At 61.6% G+C, this 23612-nt stretch carries 20 protein-coding genes; 8 read left to right on the top strand and 12 right to left on the bottom strand.

The window, feature by feature from the left end:
• Positions 1 to 61: 61 nt before the first annotated feature.
• The 10 genes from ACM3N8_RS01180 to ACM3N8_RS01135 all read right to left on the bottom strand — a co-directional run bounded on the left by ACM3N8_RS01180 (position 62) and on the right by ACM3N8_RS01135 (position 11088).
• Entirely contained in the window at positions 62 to 1318 is a 1257-nt protein-coding gene (locus tag ACM3N8_RS01180) for an outer membrane protein transport protein (protein WP_098984129.1), read from the bottom strand.
• A 253-nt stretch (positions 1319 to 1571) separates the two neighbouring features.
• The gene (locus ACM3N8_RS01175; RefSeq protein WP_098984128.1) at positions 1572 to 2870 is read right to left on the bottom strand and encodes an outer membrane protein transport protein; all 1299 of its coding nucleotides are present in this window, start codon (positions 2868 to 2870) and stop codon (positions 1572 to 1574) included.
• Positions 2871 to 3279: 409 nt separating this feature from the next.
• Positions 3280 to 4023, bottom strand: coding sequence for a DUF3379 domain-containing protein (locus ACM3N8_RS01170; protein ID WP_043555599.1), 744 nt, complete (start codon positions 4021 to 4023; stop codon positions 3280 to 3282).
• Positions 4016 to 4606 (bottom strand): sigma-70 family RNA polymerase sigma factor, encoded by a 591-nt coding sequence (locus tag ACM3N8_RS01165; RefSeq protein WP_084214051.1) that lies wholly within the window; start codon positions 4604 to 4606, stop codon positions 4016 to 4018. The genes ACM3N8_RS01170 and ACM3N8_RS01165 overlap by 8 nt, the downstream gene beginning before the upstream one ends.
• Positions 4607 to 4642: 36 nt before the next feature.
• Complete coding sequence (locus ACM3N8_RS01160; RefSeq protein ID WP_416015328.1) at positions 4643 to 6172, bottom strand: hypothetical protein; 1530 nt, start codon at positions 6170 to 6172, stop codon at positions 4643 to 4645.
• The gene (locus ACM3N8_RS01155) at positions 6169 to 7686 is read right to left on the bottom strand and encodes a VWA domain-containing protein (RefSeq protein WP_416015327.1); all 1518 of its coding nucleotides are present in this window, start codon (positions 7684 to 7686) and stop codon (positions 6169 to 6171) included. The genes ACM3N8_RS01160 and ACM3N8_RS01155 overlap by 4 nt, the downstream gene beginning before the upstream one ends.
• A gap of 24 nt (positions 7687 to 7710) precedes the next feature.
• Complete coding sequence (locus ACM3N8_RS01150; protein WP_416015326.1) at positions 7711 to 8718, bottom strand: VWA domain-containing protein; 1008 nt, start codon at positions 8716 to 8718, stop codon at positions 7711 to 7713.
• A complete protein-coding gene (locus ACM3N8_RS01145; RefSeq protein ID WP_416015325.1) occupies positions 8715 to 9266 on the bottom strand; it encodes a DUF4381 domain-containing protein in 552 nt (183 codons plus the stop codon). The genes ACM3N8_RS01150 and ACM3N8_RS01145 overlap by 4 nt, the downstream gene beginning before the upstream one ends.
• Positions 9251 to 10141 carry a DUF58 domain-containing protein gene (locus ACM3N8_RS01140; protein ID WP_416015871.1) on the bottom strand — a complete coding sequence of 297 codons (891 nt, stop codon included), beginning with the start codon at positions 10139 to 10141 and terminating at the stop codon, positions 9251 to 9253. Before ACM3N8_RS01140 ends, ACM3N8_RS01145 begins: the two co-directional genes overlap by 16 nt.
• Positions 10138 to 11088, bottom strand: coding sequence for an AAA family ATPase (locus ACM3N8_RS01135; protein ID WP_416015324.1), 951 nt, complete (start codon positions 11086 to 11088; stop codon positions 10138 to 10140). Before ACM3N8_RS01135 ends, ACM3N8_RS01140 begins: the two co-directional genes overlap by 4 nt.
• 182 nt (positions 11089 to 11270) lie before the next feature.
• Here ACM3N8_RS01135 and fadI point away from each other — a divergent pair, with 182 nt between their 5' ends.
• The 3 genes from fadI (at position 11271) to ACM3N8_RS01120 (ending at position 15146) form a co-directional block, all read left to right on the top strand.
• Positions 11271 to 12581 (top strand): acetyl-CoA C-acyltransferase FadI, encoded by a 1311-nt coding sequence (fadI, locus tag ACM3N8_RS01130; RefSeq protein WP_416015323.1) that lies wholly within the window; start codon positions 11271 to 11273, stop codon positions 12579 to 12581.
• Positions 12581 to 14704 (top strand): fatty acid oxidation complex subunit alpha FadJ, encoded by a 2124-nt coding sequence (gene fadJ, locus ACM3N8_RS01125; protein ID WP_241324888.1) that lies wholly within the window; start codon positions 12581 to 12583, stop codon positions 14702 to 14704. The genes fadI and fadJ overlap by 1 nt, the downstream gene beginning before the upstream one ends.
• A gap of 301 nt (positions 14705 to 15005) precedes the next feature.
• Positions 15006 to 15146 (top strand): TIGR02808 family protein, encoded by a 141-nt coding sequence (locus tag ACM3N8_RS01120; RefSeq protein ID WP_005301193.1) that lies wholly within the window; start codon positions 15006 to 15008, stop codon positions 15144 to 15146.
• Between the two features lie 329 nt (positions 15147 to 15475).
• Here the strand turns inward: ACM3N8_RS01120 and ACM3N8_RS01115 are convergent, their stop codons facing one another.
• Both ACM3N8_RS01115 and ACM3N8_RS01110 read right to left on the bottom strand, forming a co-directional pair.
• Positions 15476 to 16087: a hypothetical protein gene (locus ACM3N8_RS01115; RefSeq protein WP_416015322.1), complete on the bottom strand. Its 612-nt coding sequence runs from the start codon at positions 16085 to 16087 to the stop codon at positions 15476 to 15478.
• A 27-nt stretch (positions 16088 to 16114) separates the two neighbouring features.
• Positions 16115 to 16693: a hypothetical protein gene (locus ACM3N8_RS01110; protein WP_416015321.1), complete on the bottom strand. Its 579-nt coding sequence runs from the start codon at positions 16691 to 16693 to the stop codon at positions 16115 to 16117.
• 238 nt (positions 16694 to 16931) lie between these two features.
• Here ACM3N8_RS01110 and ACM3N8_RS01105 point away from each other — a divergent pair, with 238 nt between their 5' ends.
• The 5 genes from ACM3N8_RS01105 to dpaL all read left to right on the top strand — a co-directional run bounded on the left by ACM3N8_RS01105 (position 16932) and on the right by dpaL (position 23493).
• Positions 16932 to 17489, top strand: coding sequence for a YaeQ family protein (locus tag ACM3N8_RS01105; RefSeq protein ID WP_103470832.1), 558 nt, complete (start codon positions 16932 to 16934; stop codon positions 17487 to 17489).
• Positions 17490 to 17501: 12 nt separating this feature from the next.
• Entirely contained in the window at positions 17502 to 18386 is an 885-nt protein-coding gene (locus tag ACM3N8_RS01100; protein ID WP_416015320.1) for an AEC family transporter, read from the top strand.
• Positions 18387 to 18599: 213 nt separating this feature from the next.
• Positions 18600 to 20564 (top strand): sigma 54-interacting transcriptional regulator, encoded by a 1965-nt coding sequence (locus ACM3N8_RS01095; RefSeq protein ID WP_416015319.1) that lies wholly within the window; start codon positions 18600 to 18602, stop codon positions 20562 to 20564.
• Positions 20565 to 20980: 416 nt separating this feature from the next.
• Positions 20981 to 22168, top strand: coding sequence for a knotted carbamoyltransferase YgeW (ygeW, locus tag ACM3N8_RS01090; protein ID WP_416015318.1), 1188 nt, complete (start codon positions 20981 to 20983; stop codon positions 22166 to 22168).
• A gap of 125 nt (positions 22169 to 22293) precedes the next feature.
• Positions 22294 to 23493, top strand: coding sequence for a diaminopropionate ammonia-lyase (gene dpaL / locus ACM3N8_RS01085; RefSeq protein WP_416015317.1), 1200 nt, complete (start codon positions 22294 to 22296; stop codon positions 23491 to 23493).
• Positions 23494 to 23612: the final 119 nt, after the last annotated feature.

Raw genomic sequence — 23612 nt, 5'->3', positions numbered from 1 at the left:
CCGGAAACGGTCAATAACTGGCATAGTGCTTGTATGGGAGGAGGATCTGCCCCGGCTTGGACTAGAAGAGGTAATTCAACTGCAGGCCAGCCAGCCAGGCATCCCCTTCCGAGGTACCCTGGAAGGTGGAAGTAGTCTGCGGGATCCCGGGTTTCAGCTGCATGGTTTCGGTCACATCCACCTTCTTGCCATCGATCAGGGTCAGGCCCAGATCCAGCGAGAGGTTGCGGTCGATCTGGTAACCCACCCCGGCGCTGTACCAGACCCGATCAGAGTCAGGGATGGAGATGGTGCGGCGATCCGCCGGCACCGGACTGCGGTCATAGGCCAGGCCGGAGCGCAGTTGCCATTGCGGCGCCAGCTGATAGGTCAGGCCCAGGGCGTAGCGCCAGCTGTCTTCCCAGTGCTCGTCCTTGATATGCATGACACCGTGGTGGTCGAGCTCGGATTCGAGCTGCACGAACTTGCTCCAGTTGGTCCAGTTGATGCTTGAATGCAGCGCCAGGCTGGGTGTCAGCTGGTGAAACAGCGCCAGTTCGGCGGTGGCGGGCAGGGGCAGTTCCAGGCTGCCGGTATCGGTAAAGGGCTGACCATTTTGATCGATGCCGATGGCATCGCCAGAAAGCTTCAGGGTCACGTCGTGGCGGTAGGAGAGGCCGATACGCGTCGCATCAGACAGCTCCAGCAGGGTGCCCAGGTTCCAGCCCATGGCCCAGCCATCTCCCTTCAGGTGCTTGGCGATCTTGTTGTTGGAGGGGAAGGTACCGCCCACTTCTCCTTCCCCCTGAATGGCGGAGAGGCCGGCACCGACGGACCAGGCACGGTTGATGCGATAGGCCAGCGAGGCCCCCAGATCCAGGGTCTTGATGTCGGAGACATTGCCGAAGTGACCGGCATTGTAATTGTCCGGCATCTCGACGCCGAGGCCGTAGTAGGAGGTTGCCGCCAGCCCCAGTCGCCACTGGTCGTTGAGCGGCACTATCAGATAGGCATTCGGTACCCAGGCATCATCGGCAATGTCGTGGGCACTCGCATCCAGCGTGACGGGTCCCATGGCGGTGGGCACCCGGGTGATCCCTTCGATGTTGACATCGGGGCGCACATAGATGAAGCCGCCGGAGAAGGCCATGCGATCGAAACGGGTCATGGCGGCGGCGTTGCGGGAGAGCACGCTGGCATTGTCGGCGATGGCGGCCTCGCCTGCGAAGGCGCGGCCCATGCCGGTGGCGGATTGTTCAGCCAGCTGGAAACCTGCCGCCTGGGCCTGGCTTGACAGCACCAGCAGGGCGATGAGAGACGGCTTCATGATGGAGTGCATTGAATGGTCCTTGAAAGTGAACTCGGCGTTCAATCTGTCTTATGGTTGGGTGCAGGATTTTATATGGTATGACCAGTAAGGCAACGGCAGGGGAGCCGTGGGGAGAAAAACAAGATTAAATGCTGAGAGATAGGGCGCTAATAGCTTGATAAAAAAGGAAAAGCGTACAACTGTTTGCTACATCTGTACGCTGAAAATGGAATTTTGCATAAAAAAAGAGCGCCCGCAGGCGCTCTTGTCGATAGGCAGATGATCAGAATTTCATGTTGAACTGAGCGGAGGCGAGGAAGGCGTTGCCGTGGGAGGTACCCTTCCAGCGCAGCGCTTCATTGCTTTCGACCAGCTTCTCGTTGACGTCAACTTTCTTGCCGTCCAGATAGGCCATGCCGAAATCGACGCTCATGTCCTTGTCGATGTGGTAGGTGGCACCGGCGCTGTACCATACGCGGTCGGAATCCGGGATGCTCAGGCTGCGATATTCCGGCTCGATCGGGGTCTTGTCGTAGGCGAAGCCGATACGCGCTTCCCATGATGGGTTGACGTACCAGGTACCGCCCAGAGAGTAACGGGTGGAGTCCTTGAACTTCTCCGGCTTGTACAGGCAGACGCCAGCACCGTCGGTGCTCTTGCACTGGTCACTGGTGGCCTTGAGCTCCTGGAAGGCGCTCCAGTCGGTCCAGTTGACGGAGTAGTGAACGGCAAATTGCTGGTTCAGACGGTGGTAACCGGCGAACTCGGCCTGGGCTGGCAGATCCAGCGGCAGTTCGCCACTGACGGTCTTGAAGCCGGAGGAGGTGCCCTGATAGTCACCCTTGAACTTCAGATCTACCTGGGAGCGATAGGTCAGGGCGAAACGGTTGTTCTCGTTCACCTCATACATGGTGCCCACGTTCCAGCCGTAACCCCAGTCATCTCCTTTCAGGTGGCTGACGATGGTGTCCTTGCCGATACCCGGCACGCCACTCAGCGGCGGTACGGCGGCCAGTACACCGGCGCGGCGGTTCAATTCAGCCTTGGCATACACCAGGTTCAGACCGGCACCGACGCTGAAGTGCTGGTTGACGCGGTAGGCGATGTTCGGGTTGATGTTGAAGGTCAGCAGTTCTGTGTTGCCGGCAACTGAGCCCCCGTTGAAGTTGTCGGAGTACTCGGTGGCCAGACCGTAGTTGGAGAACATGCCGATGCCCCAGGCCCACTGGTCGTTCAGCGGCTGGATGAAGTAGGTAGCAGGCACGAAGGCGCTCGGTGCGATACCGCTTTCGCTGGCGCTTGCCAACTTGGTGGAGCCGGCATAGATATCACCATTTACATCCACGTCCGGCTTGATATAGGTGCCGGAGACGGAGAGTGCCATCTTGTCAAAGCGGGTCATGGCTGCCGGGTTGCGGGACAACACGGAGGCGTTGTCCGCCACGGCGGCTTCCCCTGCATACGCGCGACCCAGACCGGAGGCTGAGTGTTCGTTCAACTGGAACGCGGCGGCGAAGGTTTGGGTACTGGCCAGGGTGACGGCGGCAGCGATCAGGCTCTTTTTGAAAAAGGCAGTTGTCATAGTGTTCTCTCTTGTAGGCAGATTTTCTGTCAGCATCAGGGCTTTTTTGCCACCGTATACGACAAGATCTGTTGTTATTTCAGCTTCTTCCCATTCAATTCTGGCGTGATTCTATGGATCTGGTAGGAGGTAAGAAATCAGACCAGTGACAGCAGAATACATAAAAGTGTCTATTGTGTTAATCATTTGTTTTAACTTGGCGTTTAAATAGTCTCTTTTGCCACTTATTGAGTGAAATCTGAGCGTTAAGGATGATCTGCGTCACAAAAATAATTTTGACCATTTGCGGTGATTGGGCGGCAAATGAGTGAGGATTGTGGTGGGAATGGAGAGGAACGGGCAGACAACCGGATTGTCTGCCCGTGTAGTTGACTCTATGCGGTGCGAGTCAGGATTGGGTTAACCCCTGTTAAATCGACCAGTGCAGACGGGATTCCAGCGCCTGCGCCACCGGATCCAGCGGCTCCTGCATGTCGCCGATCAACACCATGTTGGCCCCCTTGAGTTGCACTATCTCCCCTTTGAGCTGGCCATCTTCGAAAGTGGGCTGCAGGGTGAGCGGCACATGCTTGGGCACCAGGAACAGGGTCACGGGCCCCATCTTGCCCTGGAACACCATGTGCAGCGCCGGTCCCTGGTAGAAGGCACAGTGATTGACGTAGGTGACCTTAAGGCCCTGCATGCCCATCAGGGTGGCGCCGTATTTCTCCATCTTGGCGTTGATGGTGCGCAGGCTCACCTTCTCATCTACATCCTTGATGAAGGGTTCCTCACCGTAGACGTGGGCCATGGCGACCTGGGCGAGGGAGAGTTCAGCGGGCGGTGTCAGCGGCCAGCTGAGCCAGCGGGTGCTCATGCCGAGCAGGAAGGCGACCGAAGCGGCCATGGCCAGCGGACGCCATTGGCTGCGCGGGCGCACCGGCAGGGGAACCCGGCTTTCCTGTTCGGCCTCCAGCGCCTGTCTGAGCAGGATGCGCTCGGCCAGCCCGGCCGGTACCTCGACCTCCAGCGCCTGATGCAGGCGACGATCCAGTTGCTTCATCTCGTCCAGATGCTTGCGATTGGCGGGGGAGGCCTGCGCCGCGTCGACAAAAGCGGGATCATGCTCCAGCGGATGGGCGATGGCCCGACGGCGAAATTCCAGCTCATCCATTGGTGTGTCCTCTCTGTTGTGTCGCTGACTCCATGGCCTCTTTGATCTGGTTGCGGGCCCGAAACAGGCGAGTCATGACGGTGTTCTTGTTCAATCCCAGTTGCGCCGCTATCTCGTCGCCGCTGAAGCCCCCCAGCACCTGTAGCAGCAGGGGCTCCTGATACTCGGCGGGCAGGCGGGCTATGTGGCGTCTGAGCCACTCGTTCTCCATCTCCTGCTCGTTGTGCAAGGCATCCGGATCGCTTTGGGGATGCTCGTCGAGATCGATGAGATCGAACTGCTTGCGCTCGAACCTGCGCGCATTTTCCCGTCTCAATATGGTGATGAGCCAGGCCTTGGCGGCCTTGTCATCGAGCAGCGAGTCTATGCCCTTCCAGGCGCGCAGAAAGGTCTCCTGCACCAGATCCTCCGCCACCTGCGGATCCCGGCACAGCCAGTAGGCGTAGCGATAAATGTCCCCGTGCAGGGCATGCACCAGGGCTTCGTATTTGGTCTGTTTGTCTGCCATGTCTCCATAGACCGGGGAAGCCGTGGGATCCTTTCCGACCGTGGCACCTTTTTTTCTGAAAAAACCTAACGCCATCGCTGGGCTTCCTTTTTATATGAGGGTCCTCAAGGGTCAGTGACCCAGGCGGGCCAGTTGCCTGAGGCCAGAGGCTATCGCAAAAGTTTCATACGCGCATAGCGGGCCGGCGAGCCCTTGCCATGGGCGCTGACGGTCGGCGGGGGTGGCCTGGGTGGCAAAACAGGCGCGATCCAGCGCGGCGAGTTCGGCGGCAAGCGCGGGGGCATGGCGACAGGGCAAGCCGCTGAGGTGCGCATGGCGCCGTGGCCAGCGCAGACTGGCCCATGCCAGCAGGGCCGCTCTGGCGTGGTTTGCATCCTCGCGCCGCAATGCCCGCTGCAAGCGATAGAAGGTGTGCCAGCGTGGCCACCCTTGCCAGAGGGCCCGCAGCAGCAGGGCCCAGATCACCCAGTGAAGGCTCTCATGGCTTGGGTCGGTGAAGGCTTCCTGTGCCTGTGCGCCCGCCTCTATGCGCAGCGGGGTGGCGGGCAGGCGGGCATATTCGATGCGCCCGCTCCGGGTGTTGAACCAGGGCAGGGTGATGGCCGGCAGCAGGTAGTCGCCTGGCGCCGTGGCCGTCAGGGCCTGACGCCATTGGCGCTCGAAGCGCAGCGCCCCCTTGGCGAGAAAGCGCTCCTGCTGCTGTTCCCCATCCGGTCTTGCCTGCATGCCGGCGGGCAGGGCCGCGGGCCCGGTGAGCCCGGGCAGGGTGAGCCGGTTGCCATCACCGCCCTCCATCACCAGCGTCAGGGTGCGGATCACAGGCTCGCCCTCCCTGGCGCCCGAGGTCGGGCTCAATTGCTGGCTCAGAGTCAGCTGGCTGGCCACGGGTTGCTGCGGCGCCTGGTCGATTTTCACAAACAGGGTGGCCGCTCTGGCCGAGAGGGGGTCACTGGTGCCGTTATCCTGGGGCAGGCGGCCCTGAAAGCGCGGCGACACCAGCGGATGCAGCCCGGGCTCCCTGGCCTGCAGCAGCCAGTTGCGGGTCAGCCGACCCGGCAATCCCGCCCCCGCCGGAGCCTGCCACTGATCGTTTCCCAGGCGGCGGATGGTGAAAGCGTCGCTGGCCGGCTCTGTGAGATTGGGGGCCTCCATGTTGGCGGGCAGCCAGAGGCTGAGCTGATAGATGAAGGGCTGGCCCGGATAGAGCGGCCCCTGATGCAGCACCCTGGCCTGCAGCTCTATGGGGGAGATGGGCTGGCTGGGTTGGGCTGCCAGCGTGCCCGCCTGGCTGCGCTTTGGCAGGGGCAAGGCCGGGGTCTGCTCCGGCCCAAGTGACAGGGAGGGCACGACCCCGGGGCCCGTATCCAGGGTGTGCAGCGGGATCTGCCAGCGGGTCAGGCTGTGCACGGGAGTGGTGACCCGGCTCATGGTCACCTTGCCCACCGCGAACTGGCGCAGCAGGGGAGCAATGGCGAGTTCGTTGCTCTGGCGCTCCCCGTCCGCCTCTATGATCAGCAGCCAGTCACGGCTGTCGGCCCCCGGCAACAGCTCGGCCCTGGGCGGCGCGGCCAGGGCCGGGGTTGACAGCAGGCAGAGCAGCAGCCAGCAACGCAGCCAAGGCCACAGAGGATTGATCTTCACCAGGTGTCATCCCCTTTCAGCGCTGAAGGCCAGGTGCCTTTTACCTCTTCCTTGAGCTGCTGGCGACGCTGGGCCTCCTTGCGCAGCCGCTGCTCCAGCAGTACCACAGGGGGGGCTGGTGGCAGCGGCGCGTCCGGGGTGGCGGCCTGCTCGGGGGCGTCGATGGGCTTGGGATCCTGCGCTGCCGGGCTGGCCTGGGGCGGCTGGGCCCGCAGCAGGGCGAGGTTGTAGAGCGCATCCTGGTGGCCCGGCTCCAACGCCAGCGCCGCCAGATAGGCTTGCTCGGCGGCGACCAGATCCCCGAGCTGCACCAGCGCGTTGCCCCGGTTGTAGTGGGCGGTGGCACTGCTCGCACTGGCGTAGGCGGTGACGGCCCGGGCGTAGTCACCGGCTCTGTACCAGGCATTCCCCTGCCAGACGGGGTCCTGGAAGCGGCGAGCCGCCGCCAGATAGTGCCCCTGCTGGAATGCTTGCCAGGCCTGGCTCTCCTGTGCAGATAGCGCTGCGGCTGGGCTGGCCTGCGAGGGAGGCGGGGTGAAAAGACCCGCGCCTGCGACCAGCAGAAGCAGCCAGAGCGTGCCGACACGGGCCAGCAGGGCCAGCGGCAGCAGGGGCAGCAGCAACCAGGGGCCGAGATCCCGCGACTGATGGGCCGTCAGCGTCTGGCTCATGGGCAGGGGCGCAAAGCGTGGCAGCCCGGCCTGCAGCCATTGCAACTGACCGCCAAGCTCGCTGGCAAGTTGCTGCATGGTCGCCACATCGGGGGCGGGCAGCTCGCGGCCGAAGGGGGTGCCAACGCCTTGCACCTCGCTGGTGGCGGGCGGCAGCCTGCTGCTCTTGCCACCGTTGGCGAGCAATATGTCGAGGCGGGGCGCCGCCCGCTCATGGCAAAACAGGCTGCCCTGACAGGGCCAGAGCGCTCGGATCCGGTCCGCCTGCCTCGCCGAGAGACCGTCGGTGACCAGCAGCAGGCGTGCCTGCTGGCCCGGGGGGATCTGGCCGAGTGCCAGCGCCACGGCGCGCTCGGGCGCACTCCCTTGTTTGGGCATGATGGCCGGGCGCAGGTCGGGCAACAGCAGCGCCATGGCCTGGTGATCCCGGGTGGCGGGCATGGCGAGGTAGGCATCGCCGGCAAACAGTATGAGGGCGATGGGGCGTCCCTCCTGGCTCGAGCGGGCCTCGGCCAGCATATCCTGCAGCAGCACCCGCACCCGGGTGGCCCTGTCCGGCAGCAGATCGGTGGCCAGCATGGAGCGGGAGAGATCCAGCAACCAGATGTCGAGGGCCGGCGTCGGTATGGCCTGGCTCTGCTGGCGCAGGGCGGGGCCGCTGAGGGCCAGCATGACGGGCAGGCCCGCCAGCCAGAGCCAGGGCAGGGTATGTCGGCGGCCCGGCAGCAGGTATGCCTGCATGGCGGGGGCGAGCAGCTGTGGCTGGCGGCGGCGACGCCAGCCCTGCCACAGCCAGGGCAGCAGGGCCAGCAGCCAGAGCGGGCGCAACAGGATCAGCTCCATGACGGCCATGCCTGGCAGAGGGGCTTAATCATGAGCCTGCTCCCGTGGCGGTCGCAAGCGCAGACGCAAGGAACGGGGCCAGCGCAGCCGGGCGGGCCAGCTCAGCAGCAGCCAGGCCAGTGCCAGCGGCCAGGGGTAGAGCTCCACGTTTGGCCGATAGCGGGTGTGGGGCGTGGCGATGGGCTCCAGGGTATCCAGGGTCTGGTTGATGGCAGCGAGATCGCTTTGGGTGCGGGCGCGGAAATAGCGGCCATGGCCCACCTTGGCCAGCTGTTGCAGCAGGGCCTCGTCCAGCTCGGCGCTGGGATCGCTCTGCGCCGGAGCCAGTGCCGGGGCCAGTGCCTCGGCAAAGGTATCGGGATCGGCCCCCACCCCCAGGGTATAGAGGGTCATGCCGCTGGCGGCGGCCCGTTTGGCCTCGCTCAGGGGATCGGCGCTGCCCGCGGTGTTGCGACCGTCGGTGACCAGCAGCAGGGCGGTAGGACGCTTGGGGTCGGCATGCTGGCGGGCCAGCAGTATGGCTTCCCCCAGTGCCGTGGTGCGGCCCACCAGATCGAAGTCCAGCTCGCGGGCCAGGGTGAGCAGGGCCTGGGTCTCCTGGGTCAGGGGCGAGAGCAGGTAGGCGTGATCGGCGAAGACGATGAGGGCGATGCGATCGCCGGGGCGCGCCTGGATCAGCTGACTTATCTGCTGGCGCACCGCACTGAGCCTGTCCCGCTGCTCCCCCTCATCCAGCATGTCCTGGGTGCGCATGCTGTCGGAGAGATCCACCGCCAGGATCAGATCCCGGCTGCTCTGGTAACTGACGAGGGGCGGCTCCTGCCATTGGGGGCGGCACAGCGCCAGCACCAGGGCGCACCAGCACAGGGCCATGCGCCACAGTGGCTGGCCGGCGTGGGCACGCAATAGAGGAAAGCCGTCGTGTGCCAGCGCAGTGCCGCTGTGCGGGTCGGTTGAATGTGGTGGCAGGCCGAAGCGCACCAGGAGTGGCAGCGCCAGGGCCAGCGCAAACCAGGGCCAGGCGAGGATCATGACGAGCTCCTGATGCGCAGGCGCGTCAGGCTCTGTTGCCAGCGGCGTCTGAGAGCGATCACCCCAGGTGGCAGGCAGCAGCAGGCTCGCCCCCAGCTGAGGTAGGCACGGCGCAGCGCCTCGCACTGGCGGGCATCCGGTATCCCCTGACCGTAGAGCCAGTGTGGCCAGAGGGCGGCAAATTCACGAAACTGGCTGCTGCCCTGCCTGTCCAGGAACACGAGCCAGGTTTCTCCTTGCAAGGTGCGCGCCTCGGGCCAGCGGCCAAGGGCGGCCTCGCGCAGCACTGCCTGCAATCTGGGTACCAGCTCGGGCGCCTCCCAGTCGATTTGTCGCTGCCAGCGGCGATAGCGCAGCAGGCTGAGCAGGGCTGCGCCGATCAGCGCCCCCATCAGCAGCATGATCAGCAGCGCCCACCAGCCCTGAAGGCGGGGATCCGCTGCCTGGGTCAACATGGGGCCAGGATGGATATCGCGCAGCTGCGCCGCCAGCGCAGACATGGGTGGCGCGCTTGAGACGGCGGCGAGCAGGCTCAGAACTGGCGACATGCACCCTCCTGCCACTGACGCTGCAGCGGCTGGCCGTTGTCGAGCCGGTAGAGACGCTGCACCAGCGGCAGCAGTTGCTGATGGCACTGCCTGGCCAGCCGCTCGGCCGCCCGTTGGTAGCGGTGGGCAAAGCCGGGCTGAGTGGCATCGAGCCAGCCGTGCTGTCTGCCCGCCTGCACCGCCAGCCGTCCCTGCGCGGGCAGGCTTGCCTCCAGCGGATCCCGGATCTGCCAGCAGTGGATGTCGTGGCGGCGACCGAGCAGTTGCAACTGCTGGCGGAGGGCCTCATCGCAGGGCTGGTGATCCGTGATGATCGTCAATCTGGCGCCGTGGGGCAGGGTGAGCCGAGCCAGAGTCCGCGCCAGCGAATGCGGCAGGGGCGCGCGATCCAGCCCCAGGTCGTAGTGGTGGCAAAGGGTCTCCAGCAAGGGTACCAGGGAGCCGCGCTGGGGCTGGACATGGCACTCAACGCCGTGGCAGATCAGGGTGTTGGCCTGTTTCTCACCCTGCCACAAGAGGGCTGCTGCCAGCTCGCAGCCCAGGCGGGCCTTGAGTTGCAGCTGTGAGCCGAAGTACATGGCGGGGGAGAGATCGAGCAGCAGCCAGTGGGCCTGATCCTGCTCCTCGCTGTAGAGCCTGGTGTAGGGGCGACCGAGCCGGGCTGTGACCCGCCAGTCGATGTGGCGCACCTCATCCCCCGCCTGATAGGCGCGCAGCTCGCGAAAGGTGAGCCCCGGCATGCGGCCAAGCCTGCCCTGCTGGGCTGGTTGGACCCGCGCCCTCGGCCCCTGTCTCGCCCACAGCCGGATGGCCAGCAACTGGGCCAGGGTGAGGGCAATAGCGGGATGCGCGCGGGGATCCGGCTGGGGAGTCAAGGGCACGGTATTGCGTCCAGCAGCCGGGCGATCAGGGTGTCGTTGTCCAGGTTGTCTGCCAGCGCCTGATAGCTGGGAATGAGGCGGTGGCGCAGTATGGCCGGCGCCAGCTGTTGTATGTCCTCCGGCAGAACGAAGTCCCGTCCGGCGAGCCAGGCCTGGGCGCGGGCTGCGCGGGCCAGACCTATGCTGGCTCTGGGGCTGGCACCCACGGCGATGAGGGGCTCAAGCTCGGGGCACAGGCCGCTGCCCGGGCGGGTGGCGTACACCAGTTGCACCAGATAGTGTTCGAGCCGCCCCTGCATCTGGACTGCCTGTACTGCCGAGCGGGCCGCCAGCAGGTCGGCCTGGCTCAGGGTGACCGGCGGTGGCGTCAGCTGTTCGCCCCGGGCGTTGAGCTGGAGGATGGCCAGCTCCATGGCGGGGCTGGGGTAATCCACCAGCAGCTTGAGCAGGAAGCGGTCGAGTTGGGCCTCCGGCAACGGGTAGGTCCCCTCCTGTTCTATCGGATTTTGCGTGGCTGCCACCATAAACAGCGGTGGCAGGCGCCAGCTCTTCTTGCCCACCGTGATCTGGTGCTCGGCCATGGCCTCCAGCAGCGCGGATTGCACCTTGGCGGGGGCCCGGTTGATCTCGTCCGCCAGCACCAGGTGGTTGAACAATGGGCCGGGCTGGAACACGAAGCTCGCATCCTGGGGATGGAACACCTCGCTGCCGGTGAGATCGGCAGGCAGCAGGTCGGGGGTAAACTGGATGCGGGCGAAGCGCCCCTCCACGGCACCGGCCAGCGCCTTGACGGCGCGGGTTTTGGCAAGGCCGGGGGCCCCTTCGATTAACACATGTCCTTCACATAGCAGGGCGATCAGCAGCCCCTCTATCAGTGCTCCCTGTCCCAGAATTTGACTGCCAAGATAGTCCTCAAGCGCTCTGAACTCGGCCGCTGCCATGTGATGAACCCGTTGTTTTTATGGAGGTTGATCTTTTTATACTCCAGTTGGCCCCCGAGGGCGAGGGAGGGGGCAAAGATGGGGGCAATTTAGTTTCAATCAGCCGTATGAAATTTGTGAGTGGATTGTTAAGATGTGGCCCAATGAGGTCAGACCTCTGCCTTTTAACCCAAGGAGCCAGGATGAAACAGCCATTGAAACTGACGACTCGCCAGGGCGAACGGATTGCCGTCGTGGCGGGTCTGCGTACCCCTTTTGCCAAGCAGGCCACCGCCTTTCACGGCGTGCCCGCAGTGGATCTCGGCAAGCTGGTGGTGAGTGAACTGCTCGCCCGTACCGATCTCGATCCCGCACTCATCGACCAGCTGGTGTTCGGCCAGGTGGTACAGATGCCGGAAGCGCCCAACATAGCCCGTGAAATCGTGCTCGGCACCGGCATGAGCGTCACCACGGATGCCTATAGCGTGTCGCGCGCCTGCGCCACCAGTTTCCAGGCGGTGGCCAACGTCACCGAATCCATCATGGCCGGCACGGTCGACATCGCCATCGCCGGCGGGGCCGATTCCTCCTCAGTGCTGCCCATCGGCGTCAGCAAGACGCTGGCCCGCGCCCTGGTGGATCTCAACAAGGCTCGCAACCTGCAGCAGCGCTTCAATATTCTGCGGGCATTGAGGATCAAGGATCTGATGCCGGTGCCGCCCGCCGTGGCCGAGTATTCCACCGGTCTCTCCATGGGGCAGACCGCCGAGCAGATGGCCAAGAGCCACCAGATCAGCCGCGAGGCGCAAGATGCGCTGGCTCACCGCTCCCACAGCCTGGCGGCGCAAGCCTGGGCCGATGGCAAGCTGAGCGGCGAGGTGTTCACCGCCCACGTGCCCCCCTACAAGTCGCCGCTGGAGCGGGACAACAACATCCGCGAAAGCTCCGATCTGGCGAGCTACGCCAAGCTCAAACCCGTGTTTGACCGGGTGCATGGCACTGTCACCGCCGCCAACGCCACCCCGCTCACCGACGGCGCCGCCGCCGTGCTGCTGATGCGCGAAGGGCGAGCCAAAGAGCTGGGACTCGAGCCGCTTGGCTATATCCGCAGCTTCGCCTTCTCTGCCATCGATGTCTGGCAAGACATGCTGATGGGCCCCTCCTATGCCACGCCGCTGGCGCTGGACCGCGCCGGCATCACGCTCAGCGATCTCACCCTGATCGACATGCACGAGGCCTTTGCCGCCCAGACCCTGGCCAACCTCAAGATGTTTTCAAGTCTGGAGTTTGCCCGCAGCAAATTGGGTCGGGATCAGGCCATCGGCGAGGTGGACATGGACAAGTTCAACGTGCTCGGCGGCTCCCTGGCTTATGGCCATCCCTTTGCTGCGACCGGTGCGCGCATGATCACCCAGACGCTGCACGAGCTGCGTCGTCGGGGTGGGGGATTGGGGCTTAACACCGCCTGTGCGGCGGGTGGGCTCGGTGTGGCCATGGTGTTGGAGGTAGAGTGATGAGCGAGAAGACTTTTTCCCTGGCGGTGCGCCAGGATGGCATCGGTATCCTCACCATGGATGTGCCGGGCGAGAGCATGAATACCCTGAAGGCCGCCTTCGTGGACGAGATCCGCACAGTGCTGGCCGAGGTGAAGGCCAACAAGGAGCTGATCGGTCTGGTGGTGGCCTCCGGCAAGAAGGACTCCTTCATCGCAGGCGCCGATATCAGCATGCTGGCGGCCTGCACCAGTGCCCAGGATGCCCAGACGCTGTCGCGGGAAGGGCAGGTGATTTTTGCCGAGATCGAGTCGCTGGCCATCCCGGTGATCGCCGCCATTCACGGCCCCTGCCTCGGCGGCGGGCTGGAGCTGGCGCTGGCCTGTCATGGCCGGGTGGTGACAGATCACGGCAAAACCGTGCTGGGGCTGCCGGAAGTACAACTGGGTTTGCTGCCGGGCTCCGGCGGGACCCAGCGGCTGCCGCGTCTCATCGGGGTGGCCAAGGCGCTGGATCTGATGCTGACCGGCAAGCAGGTGCGGGCCAAACAGGCCAAAAAACTGGGGCTGGTGGACGATGTGGTGCCGCCCTCCATTCTGCTGGAAGCAGCCATCAAGCTGGCCAAGAAGGGCAAACCCCGCCACGAGCTGAAGCGGGATCTGCAGGGCAAGCTGCTGGAGACCAATGCGCTGGGCCGCAAGGTGCTGTTCGACCAGGCCCGCAAGGGGGTCAAAGCCAAGACCCGCGGCAACTACCCGGCGCCGGAGCGGATCCTCGAGGTGGTACGCATCGGGGTGGAAGAGGGGATGCAGGCCGGCCTCGCCGCCGAGTCCCGCCACTTTGGCGAGCTGGTGATGACGGCGGAATCCGCCGCCCTGCGCTCCATTTTCTTCGCCACCACAGAGATGAAGAAGGAGGTCACCTATCAGGGGGCTGAACCGCGCAAGGTCACCCATGCCGCCGTGCTGGGCGGGGGCCTGATGGGGGGCGGTATCGCCTTCGTCACCGCCACCAAGGCGGGGGTGCCGGTGCGGATCAAGGACGTGGCGAGTGCCGGCATCGGCAATGCCATGCGCTACAGCTACGAGATCCTGGCCAAGAAGCTCAAGCGTCGCCACATTCTGCGCAGCGAGCTGGAGAAGCAGATGAGCCTGCTGTCAGGCACGCTGGACTATTCGGGTTTCCACCGGGTGGACATGGTGGTGGAGGCGGTGTTTGAAGATCTCGCCCTCAAGCATCAGATGGTGAAGGAGGTGGAGCGCGAGTGCGGTGAGCACACAGTGTTTGCCTCCAACACCTCCTCCCTGCCCATCCACCAGATAGCGGCCGGGGCGGCGCACCCGGAGCGGATCGTGGGCCTGCACTACTTCAGCCCGGTGGACAAGATGCCGCTGGCCGAAATCATTCCCCACGCCGGCACCAGTGCCGAGACGGTGGCCACCACGCTGGCGTTTGCCCGTGCCCAGGGCAAGACCCCGATCGTGGTGAAAGACGAGGCCGGTTTCTACGTCAACCGCATCCTGGCGCCCTACATGAACGAGGCGGCGCGGCTGGTACTGGAAGGGGAGCCGGTGGAGGTGCTGGACGGCGCCCTGCTCGATTTCGGCTTCCCGGTCGGTCCCATCACCCTGCTCGACGAGGTGGGGATAGACGTGGGCGCCAAGATCTCGCCCATCCTGGAGAAAGAGCTGGGTGGTGAGCGCTTCCAGGCGCCGGCGGCGTTTGACAAGCTGCTGCAAAACGATCGCAAGGGGCGCAAGAACGGCAAGGGCTTCTACCTCTATGGCAAGGCGGCCAAAGGCAAGAAGAAGGTGGACGAGAGTGTCTACGCCGTGCTGGGCGTCAAGCCTGTGCCCAAGCAATCCCGGATGGAGATTGCCGAACGCTGCGTGCTGATGATGCTCAACGAAGCGGCCATGGCGCTGGACAGCGGCGTGGTGGCCTCGGCTCGTGACGGCGACATAGGCGCCATCTTCGGCATCGGCTTCCCGCCCTTCCTCGGCGGCCCCTTCCGCTACATGGACAGCCTCGGCATAGAGCACTTGGTGGGACGCCTCGAGCACTACCAGAAACGCTACGGTGACCGATTCGCCCCCTGCGAGCGCCTCAAGGCGATGGCGGCGGAGCAGCTGAGCTTCTACTAAGCAACGCACCTTGCCGGTGACGGCAGGGCTGATGTCAAGGAGGCGACCCCAGGGTCGCCTCCTGTGTTTTGCGCGATCCATGCCGTGGGCGGCAGGCACAGTCGGCTGACAACTGGCTGAATTGCGTCCATATTTGTCCTGGCCAAGGGCTAAATTGTTGATCCAGCGCAAAGTCGCCCCCTATTTATTACTTTGGTGGCATAGGACTCAGGCGCTGGTTGGGGTCAAATAGCATCATCAGGAACGGGGGGATAACCCCGTCACGAAAGGGACACCCATTTCACTGGATGAAGGACACATAATGAGTCTGCTTGAACAAACCATCTGGACTGTATTGGGATACGGGGCCATGCCCTTTATCTTCCTGAGCGGGTTTGTGGCGGTGGCAGTGACCTGCTGCCTGCTGCTCAATGCCTTCGGGGTCAAGTCCGCCGAGAAGTGATCCGCTTCTTTCGTTCATACCGCCAAATGCCAGTCTTCGGACTGGCATTTGTTTTTTGAGCCTGTGTAGGGAATTGATTACTCCGCGATGACGCGTGAGATTGATATGGTGAACCGTGTAACCCCTGTGAGGGTTGTTCAGATGCAAAGCAGCTCGCTGCTAGCTTCTGCGGGTGCTGGCGTGGGGCTTCCCAAGCTTTACCAGCATTGACCAGAGCAAGCACAACAATCCACGGAGATGTAGCCCCTGCTTTTACATGGGTGAGACATGGAATCTAGGGGCTATGCATTGTTCGTAGGGAAAAAGTAAGGCTCCTTGGGGTGTCTTTTCTATTGCTTGGGGATGGTGTCTTCAATAAGTTTTAGGAGTGATTCAATATTGGAGAACGCTTCTTTTTGACGCATTATTATTCTGTCTGTATGTGCATCTATAATGTCATGTAGTTTATTTTCGAATGCATTCTTTTCTAATGAAAATGGTTGTAATGATATATCGAAGGCTTCTTTGGATAGTCGGAAATGCTCCTGTAAAGCATCGAACAATGACTTTATATTGATATGTGTTTCTATAGTTTTGGAGCGAACTCTGATGTTGTCTATCCTGATAATTAATGATGGGCTTGAATTGTATAACAAGAGGCAGTTTTCAAAGTTCCATTTTTTAAAACTGTGAAAAGATATGGTTTTATCTACTCTTTCAATTTCATTTCCTATGGATGACATATAGTGCTCATGTAGGAATGCCAGCTCATCATGGATAGACCATAGAAATTTATTAACTAGATTTTCTTCATCCGCCCGCGCAGCTTGGATCTGAAGCCTATGGGCTTGCCTAGCTCCTTCTATAGTAGCCTTTCTTGTCATGTATCCACCAATGAGAGCACCAACTAAAGCAGATAAAAGGCTAAATGCAGGGTCAATGAACGAGGTGAGCTCTTCCATTTTGTGTTTCCTTTGAATATATTTTGTTCAGCGTAGAGGTATTTCTTTTTCTATTCTGTTAAGAAGTTTTACTGCCTCGCTCTTAAAAGATTTATGACCTGCTCTGATAGAGTTCCCATAGTCAGATAGCTGGTCGTAATAATTCTTTGAGTTAGCTTCATACACTTCTTGTGCCTGAAGTTGAGGGTTGTTCCTAAACTCCTCGAAGCGTCTTGTGAAATCAGAGTTCTGTCTAAAGGTATCAACCATGCCTTTAGAAAGAGTATACAGGGTTATCATCTCCATTCTTAAACTAGGGTCTTTTATTCTTCCTATAAGCTCTGAGTTGTTGTTAAATATAGTAAAGTAATCTTCTTGAATTAGATAATGAAAGAAAAGAGGGGTATTTTCTTGGCTTTCTTCGACATGGGCTCCAAGTGTTGCCATGTAACGATTGTATGCAGCTAATATTTCTGTATGAATAGACCAGATAAAGCCATTTATAAGGTTTTCCTCTGCTTTCTCGGCTGCTTTGCTTTGAAGGTAGTGGGAAAGCATGATAGCAAGCAAGCTTAGTAATCCACCGATTAAAGCGCCCACCAGAGCAGCTTGTAGTTCTGAACTCATGTTGTGCCCTCACTTAGTGACAATGCTAATGCGGATAAGCTGCATCCAAAACGTGGAGAATGCTAGAGGGGCTCGTTCTGTAAGGATGAAATTCCTTGTGTACTGATTGCATCACGCTTAGGGGAAGCAGGAGCAGCCCTCTACACAGCCTTCTACACGGTTTCATATAGAGAACTTAATGGGTATACTCGCAACCCCAGTAACTACGTGGCTTACAGCAAAATTAGGTTCCCCCTCTATGGCTCTCAAGGCAACCGTATTCAAGGCTCAACTCAGCCTGTCCGACATGGACCGCCACCAATATCAGGACGTCTCACTGACCCTGGCTCGTCACCCTTCCGAGACCGATGAGCGCATGATGATCCGGCTGGCGGCCTTCGCCTGGCACGCCGCCGAGCGGCTGGAGTTCACCAAGGGGCTCTCCGCCGACGACGAGCCCGAGCTGTGGCGCAAGAACTATTCCGATGAAATCGAGCTCTGGATCGAGCTGGGCCAGCCCGACGAGCGCCGTCTGAAGAAGGCGTGCAACCGCTCCCGTCATGTGGTGCTCTACCTCTACGGTGGCCGTGGCACCAACGTCTGGTGGAAGCAGAATCAGGGCAAGCTCAGCCAGCACGACAACCTCACAGTGATCGAGCTTTCCGACAGCCAGACCCTGCCGCTGACCGCCATGGTGGCGCGCACCATGCACCTCACCTGCACCATCTCCGACGGTCAGCTCTGGGTCAGCAACGGCACGCTGGAAGTGACGCTGGATCCCGTCTTGCTGATGGGGCCAGCCGCCCGCGAACTGTAAAGAGGCTCGCCCATGTTCAGCGCACTGCTCAATATCGTCATACCGGTGTTTGCCGTGGTGGGCCTGGGTGCCCTCTATGGCCGGCTGCGACCGGGCGGGGCGCTGGGCTATGTCAACCGGGCCAATATCGAGCTGTTCACCCCGGCGCTGGTGTTCTCGGCGCTGGTCAAATATCCGCTGGCGCTGATGGCCCATTTGCCGCTCATCGCGGCGGGGGCCCTGGTGATCCTGTTGCCGGGTCTGCTGCTCTCCCTGCTCAGGCTGAAAAGCATCAGTAGACCTGCGCTGATCCTGCCCGCCATGTTTCGCAACACGGGCAACCTCGGCATTCCGCTGATGGTGCTGGCCTTTGGCGAGCAGCAGCTGGGCGCCATCGTCATACTGTTCGTGCTCTCCAACCTGCTCCACTTCTCGGTGGGCATGTTCATCCTCTCGGCCAACACCTCCCGCTGGCTCTGGCTGCGCAGCCCTGTGCTGTGGGCCGCCTTCGCCGGCTTGCTGGTGGCCAACCTGCACATTGCGCTGCCGGAATACCTGGTGACCAGCGCCTCCCTGCTCGGCCAGATCTCGGTGCCCTTGATGCTGTTTGCCCTCGGCATCCGGCTGATGGAAGGGGAGCTTGACCACCTGGGGCTCGCCCTCAAGTGCAACCTGCTCTACCTGCTGGCGGGCGGGATCTCCCTTGGACTCGCGGTCTGGCTGCTGCCGCTGCAGGCGGAGTGGATCCCGCTGTTGATGTTGTCGGTGGCACTGCCCCCGGCGGTGTTGAATTACATGCTCTGTGAGCAATATCAGTGCCAGCCGGAAAAAGTGGCCAGCATAGTGCTTGGCGGCAATGCGCTTTCGGTCGTGGTGATCCCGCTTGCAGTCTGGCTGGCCTTGCACATCAACGGTTGAGCCGTTTTTCCGCAGTTTTCGTGGACGCCTGCTGGCGTCCGCGGCTTGCTCCCTCGCTCTCATCTTCCCCAGTCTGCGCCAGCTCCCACTCCCGGCAGCGGGGTGGATGCAAGTTCCCTTTTCGTGATCCTCGGCGAAGTCGCTGCCGTCGAATTGGCATAGTATCTGGCCAGCATGAATCCCACCCAGGGTGGGAGCCAAGGGATTAACAACATGATGTCCGTCAGTAACCAATGTTTGTTGATGCAGATCCAGCCCACCATCTTGCGCTTTGCCAAGATGCTGGCCAGCGTGCTGCAACTGGAAGTGGAAATCGTCGACGCCAACATGGTGCGGGTGGCGGGAACCGGCCCTTACGGCAAGTTTTTCGGCCGCCAGCTGGAGGGAGACTCCCGCCTGTTGCGCTACGTGATCGAACACCAGAGCGAGAAGATAGTCACCCACACCAGCGAGGATCCCGTCTGTGAGGGGTGCAGCTGCAAGGAGAGCTGCCGGGAGCGCGCCTTTCTCGGGGTGCCCATCATGGTGGAGGATACCTGCATCGGGGTCATCAGCCTGGTGGCCTTCAACGCCGAGCAGCAGGCGCGCCTCAACAACAATCTGCAGGAGGTGTGCGACTATGTGCAGCACATCTCCAGCATCTTCGTGGCCAAGCTGCTCGATTCCCGCGGCTTGTCGGACGGGGTCAACAAGGTGTTCCTGAACCTGATGAGCCACATGGATCAGGGCTGCCTGCTGCTCGACGAGAAGAGCCAGGTGCGCTATGCCAACGAGGTGGCGCTCAAGCAGCTCAACTGCCAGCAGGAGCAGTTGCTGGGGCGCGAGATTGGGGTGCGTCCGCTCACCTTCGCCCAGCAGGGGCTGACCGGGCACATGCAGCACATCATCACACTGGCGGATCGCCAGGAGCTCATCATAGGCCAGCTGCACCATGTGCAGGGCCAGCAGCTGTTCCTGATGGCGTTTCACCAGTCCCACTCTGCCCTGAGCCAGCCACTGGAGCCGGACGAGGGCATGGCGCTGCTGATCGGCGAAAGCAAGCCGATGCGGGCGCTGAAAAAACTGCTCCATCGCATCGCTCTGAGCCCTTCCAGCGTGCTGGTCTGCGGCGAGAGCGGCACCGGCAAGGAGGTGGTGGCACGCGCCATTCACCGCCTCAGCCCGCGTCATGACAAGCCCTTCATCGCCATCAACTGCGCCGCCATTCCGGAGCAGTTGCTGGAGAGCGAGCTGTTTGGCTACGTGAAGGGGGCCTTTACCGGCGCCTCCAGCGGCGGCAAGCAGGGGCTGATCCAGGCCGCCCATCAGGGCACCCTGTTTCTCGACGAGATAGGAGACATGCCGCTTACCATGCAGGCCAAGCTGCTGCGGGTGCTGGAGCTGCGGGAAGTAACGCCCATAGGTGCCAGCCGGCCCGTGCCGGTGGACATTCGCATCATAGCCGCGACCCACCAGCATCTGGAGCAGTACATTGCCGAGGGCAAGTTTCGCGAAGACCTCTTCTATCGCCTCAACGTCATCCCCATTCACCTGCCGCCGCTGCGCGAGCGGGAAGGGGACGTGGCGCTGCTGACCCACTACTTCCTCAACCTGCACACCAGCCGCATCGGCCTCATCTATCCAGGACTGAGCCCTGAGGTGATGGGCCTGCTCGAGGGGTATCGCTGGCCCGGCAACGTGCGCGAGCTCAGCAACCTCATCGAATACCTGGTCAACGTGGTGCAGGCGGGGGAGGTGATCGAAAGCATACTCCTGCCCCCCAATATCCTGCGCAACCAGCGAAGCGCGGCGGACGAGCAACCTGGCAGCGCGGCGCACATCGCGCGGATACCGCTCGCGCCCGAGCCCTACGCCCATGCAGCGGCTTCCGATCCCTCCTTTGGCCATAATGCAGCTGTCAGCCCTGCACCTGGTACGCAGGGTGCGGCCGGGGTTCCCTGGCCCCTGCCGGGAGAAGGGAGCCTGCAAGGCCACGCAGCGGCGCGGGGAGCAGGCCAGGCCGAGCGAAGCCTGGAGCTGCCCCTCGGGGAAAACGGGCTGGAGAGCATGGAGAAGCAGGTGATAGAGGAAACCTTGCAGCGTCTTGGCAACAAGAAGCTGGCCGCCCAAGCGTTGGGGATTGGGATTGCGACCCTCTATCGCAAGATAAAGAAGTACGAGATCGCCGTGCAGGCCTGATCCTCACACCGCCGCTGGTCGCAAGCGGCGACCTGCTCGCAGATAATGGCTGCGCCTGGGGCAAGGCCATTATCATTATGATAATTCCCCCGCATCGCCTATCAATTAACGGGCCGTATCTGATAGCCAGGGTGATAATTATCAGCGCGCATACTGTCACTATTTTAAATACGGCTTTGGCGTGTCGGCATTTATCGTAAAAGTGCCACCTTGTATCTCTATATAGCGTTGTCATGTGCGCTGGCTCACATCTATTTTCCTGTTTCTCGTTATTCCCCCTTAAATACCGCATTGGCATGCTTATTGATTGCTCTTGTTTGACGCTGACCGATGAACTCACCCAATGGCCCTATTTTCGGTGACCTTGTGAGTGGAAGGGGAGCAATCCATATCTCATCAACAGATTGGGGCTAACGATGAAAGCAGTGAACCAGTTAATCAAAGAGATCAATGAGCTCAAATCCAACCTGCATGAAAAGGACTTTCTGCTGACCTGGGAGCAAACCCCCCAGGAGCTGGCGCTGGTCCTCAAGCTGGCTGAGGCCCTCAAGGGGCTGCGGGCCGAGAACATAGCCACCAGGCTGTTCAATACCGGCCTTGGCATCTCGGTGTTTCGTGACAACTCCACCCGCACCCGTTTCTCCTATGCCTCCGCCCTCAACCTGCTCGGCCTCACCCAGCAGGATCTGGACGAGGGCAAATCCCAGATTGCCCACGGCGAGACGGTGCGTGAAACCGCCAACATGATCTCGTTTTGCGCCGATGCCATCGGCATTCGCGATGACATGTATCTGGGGGCGGGCAACGCCTACATGCGTGAAGTGGGCGCGGCACTGGACGAAGGGTTCGAGAAGGGGGTGCTGCCCCAGCGTCCGGCCCTGGTCAACCTGCAGTGCGACATTGATCACCCGACCCAGTCCATGGCTGATCTCGCTTGGCTGCAGGAGCACTTCGGCAGCCTGGAAAGCCTCAAGGGCAAGAAGATTGCCATGACCTGGGCCTATTCCCCGAGCTACGGCAAGCCGCTCTCCGTGCCGCAGGGCATCATAGGGCTGATGACCCGCTTCGGCATGGAAGTGACCCTGGCCCATCCCGAAGGGTATGACCTGATCCCGGACGTGATCGCGGTGGCCCATGAGAACGCCAAGGCCTCCGGCGGGAGCTTTCGTCAGGTCACCTCCATGGAAGAGGCCTTCAAGGATGCAGACATCGTCTATCCCAAGTCCTGGGCTCCCTATCAGGTGATGGAGCAGCGCACCGAGCTGCTGCGGGCCAACGATCACGCCGGCCTCAAGGAGCTGGAAAAGCAGTGCCTGGCGCAGAACGCCAAGCATCAGGATTGGCACTGCACCGAGGAGATGATGGCCCTCACCAAAAGGGGCGAGGCGCTCTATATGCACTGCCTGCCGGCCGATATTACCGGCGTCTCCTGTCAGGCGGGCGAGGTGAGCGAAGGGGTATTCGAGAAATACCGCATCGCCACTTATAAAGAGGCGAGTTGGAAGCCCTATATTATCGCCGCCATGATAGTTGCCCGTAAATTCTCGGCGCCAGGCGCCGCGCTTGAGGGCTTGATAAAAGAGGCGCAAAAACGCGTAAAATAATGGTTGGGCCGGGTCGGGATTATTTCCCCGCCCGGCCATCATGGCGCAATCATTGTCACGGGTTCTCTCCCCGGGGCTCTTTTTAATCAATGATCCCCGGCGAGATGACTCTCTGTGAGGTATTCATGTCCCAATTCTCCCTGAAGATGGATATTGCCGATAACCGTTTTTTTACCGGTGAATCCCTGCCCCTGTTTTCTCGCGCCGAGGCGCAGAAGGCTCGTGCCTTTCATAAAAAACTGGCCGGTTATGAGCCGACCCCCCTGTGCGACCTGAAAGCGCTGGCCGCCTATATCGGGGTGAAAAATATATTGGTCAAGGACGAGTCAAAGCGCTTTGGCCTCAATGCCTTCAAGATGCTGGGTGGCGTCTACGCCATCGCCAACCTGCTCTGTGAAAAATATGGGGTGGCAATCGAGGATTTCTCCTTCGATCTCATCAAACGCACCATCAAGGAGCCGATGACCTTTGCCACCACCACAGATGGTAACCACGGTCGCGGCGTCGCCTGGGCCGCCAAGCAGGTGGGCCAGCATGCGGTGGTCTACATGCCCAAGGGCTCGGCCCAGGAGCGGGTGGATCACATCCTCAATCTCGGTGCCGAGTGCATAGTCACCGACATGAACTATGACGACACCGTGCGCCTGACCATGAAGATGGCCGAAGAGCGCGGCTGGCACATAGTGCAAGACACCGCCTGGGAGGGCTACACCAAGATCCCGACCTGGATCATGCAGGGTTACTCCACCTTGGCCGACGAAGCGGTCGAACAGATGCAGGGAAGGGGCATCAAGCAGCCCACCCACGTGCTGCTGCAGGCTGGCGTAGGTGCGCTGGCGGGGGGGGTGCTCGGCTATCTGGTGGACTGCTTCGGGGCGAAAAACCTGCACAGCATAGTTGTCGAGCCAGATCAGGCCGACTGCATCTACCGCTCCGGCATAGCGGGGGAGATGGTCAACGTGGGGGGCGATATGCGCACCATCATGGCCGGTCTCGCCTGTGGCGAACCCAACCCTCTCGGCTGGCCGCTGCTCAAAAGCTGCACCACCCAGTTCATCTCCTGCCACGACAAGGTATCGGCGCTGGGCATGCGGGTGCTGGGCAACCCCCTTGGCAATGATCCCCGCATCATCTCCGGTGAGTCCGGCTCGGTCGGCACCGGCGTGCTGGCGGCAGTGCGTCACCACCCGGATCGCGCGGCGCTGATGGCTCGCCTCGGGCTGGATAGCAACTCGGTGGTGCTCATCATCAACACCGAAGGGGATACCGATGTGACCCACTACCGGGAAGTGGTGTGGGAAGGCAAACATCCAGCCTGCGAGTAACTCCCTGCAAGAGCAGAGACACGAATTGAAGAACTGATCGCGCCTCGCCAACGGGGCGCGGTAACGGGCACAGGGCGCTGCCGATGAACAGGCAGCACACTCTCGAATGTTTGGAGAAA

The sequence above is a fragment of the Aeromonas sp. A04 genome, assembly GCF_047780465.1.
In the GTDB taxonomy this organism is placed as follows: Bacteria; Pseudomonadota; Gammaproteobacteria; order Enterobacterales; family Aeromonadaceae; genus Aeromonas; species Aeromonas bestiarum.
This window is presented reverse-complemented; position numbering and strand designations above follow the sequence as displayed.